This is a genomic window from Microcoleus sp. AT3-D2, assembly GCF_036705715.1.
Taxonomy (GTDB): Bacteria; Cyanobacteriota; Cyanobacteriia; order Cyanobacteriales; family Microcoleaceae; genus Microcoleus.
The window spans coordinates 1-1,663 of record NZ_JAUBVE010000157.1; the positions used below are offsets into that span (position 1 = coordinate 1).

A 1,663-nucleotide genomic window follows, 5' to 3' on the forward strand; every position below is an offset into this window, starting at 1 on the left:
AGCTGTACTCTTGAACTCGATAACGTTCTCTTTAACTCATGAAGAGGCCAACGTTATAGGGACAAGCGAATAAGTGCACATGGTGGATGCCTTGGCGATTACAGGCGATGAAGGACGTAGTAGCTTGCGATAAGCTGCGGGGAGTGAGCAAACACACATTGATCCGCAGATTTCCGAATGGGGAAACCCGGCCTTTTAGGTCATTGCATACTGAATACATAGGTATGCAAAGCGAACGCGGCGAACTGAAACATCTAAGTAGCTGCAGGAAAAGAAATCAACCGAGATTCCCAAAGTAGTGGCGAGCGAAATGGGATGAGCCTGTACGTGATAGTCGATCGGATAGTGGAAGCTTCTGGAAATAAGCGCCATAGCGGGTGATAGCCCCGTACACGAAATCCGAACGGTGGTACTAAGCGTACGACAAGTAGGGCGGGACACGAGAAATCCTGTCTGAACATGGGGGGACCATCCTCCAAGGCTAAATACTCGTAATCGACCGATAGTGAACCAGTACCGTGAGGGAAAGGCGAAAAGAACCCCGGGAGGGGAGTGAAATAGATCCTGAAACCGTGTGCATACAAACAGTCGGAGCCTCTTTATGGGGTGACGGCGTACCTTTTGTATAATGGGTCAGCGACTTACATTCAGTGGCGAGGTTAACCGAATAGGGGAGCCGTAGAGAAATCGAGTCCGAACAGGGCGACAGTCGCTGGGTGTAGACCCGAAACCAGGTGATCTACCCATGGCCAGGATGAAGGTGCGGTAACACGCCCTGGAGGTCCGAACCCACTAATGTTGAAAAATTAGGGGATGAGCTGTGGGTAGGGGTGAAAGGCTAAACAAACCTGGAAATAGCTGGTTCTCTCCGAAAACTATTTAGGTAGTGCCTCAAGTATCACCATCGGGGGTAGAGCACTGTTATGGCTAGGGGGTCATTGCGACTTACCAAACCATTGCAAACTCCGAATACCGATGAGTGCGAGCTTGGGAGACAGACGTCGGGTGCTAACGTCCGGCGTCAAGAGGGAAACAACCCAGACCGCCAGCTAAGGTCCCAAAGATTGGCTAAGTGGAAAACGAAGTGGGAAGGCTAAAACAGTCAGGATGTTGGCTTAGAAGCAGCCACCATTTAAAGAAAGCGTAATAGCTCACTGATCGAGTCGTCCTGCGCGGAAGATGTAACGGGGCTAAGCCAGTCACCGAAGCTGCGGATATCTAGCAATAGATATGGTAGGAGAGCGTTCTGTAAGCCTGCGAAGGTGTCTTGTAAAGGATGCTGGAGGTATCAGAAGTGCGAATGCTGACATGAGTAGCGATAATGCGGGTGAAAAGCCCGCACGCCGTAAGCCCAAGGTTTCCTGTTCAACGTTCATCGGAGCAGGGTGAGTCGGCCCCTAAGGCGAGGCAGAGATGCGTAGCTGATGGGAAGCAGGTTAATATTCCTGCACCGTCGTATGATGCGATGGGGGGACGGATCGCGGAAGGTTGTCCAGCTGTTGGAATAGCTGGTTTCTGGTTCATAGAAGGCGCTTAGGCAAATCCGGGCGCAGGATTCAAGGGACTGGGACGTGTAGCCATGTGCTACGAAGCAATCGGAAGTGGTTCCAAGAAAAGCCTCTAAGCTTCAGTCATACGAGACCGTACCGCAAACCGACACAGG

General features: G+C 51.4%; 1 rRNA gene (cut by a window edge). It reads left to right on the top strand.

Going from position 1 to position 1,663, the window contains the following annotated elements:
• Positions 1-59 precede the first annotated feature (59 nt).
• Positions 60-1,663: ribosomal RNA gene (locus QUB44_RS30325) — 23S ribosomal RNA — on the top strand (it continues 1,449 nt past the right edge of the window).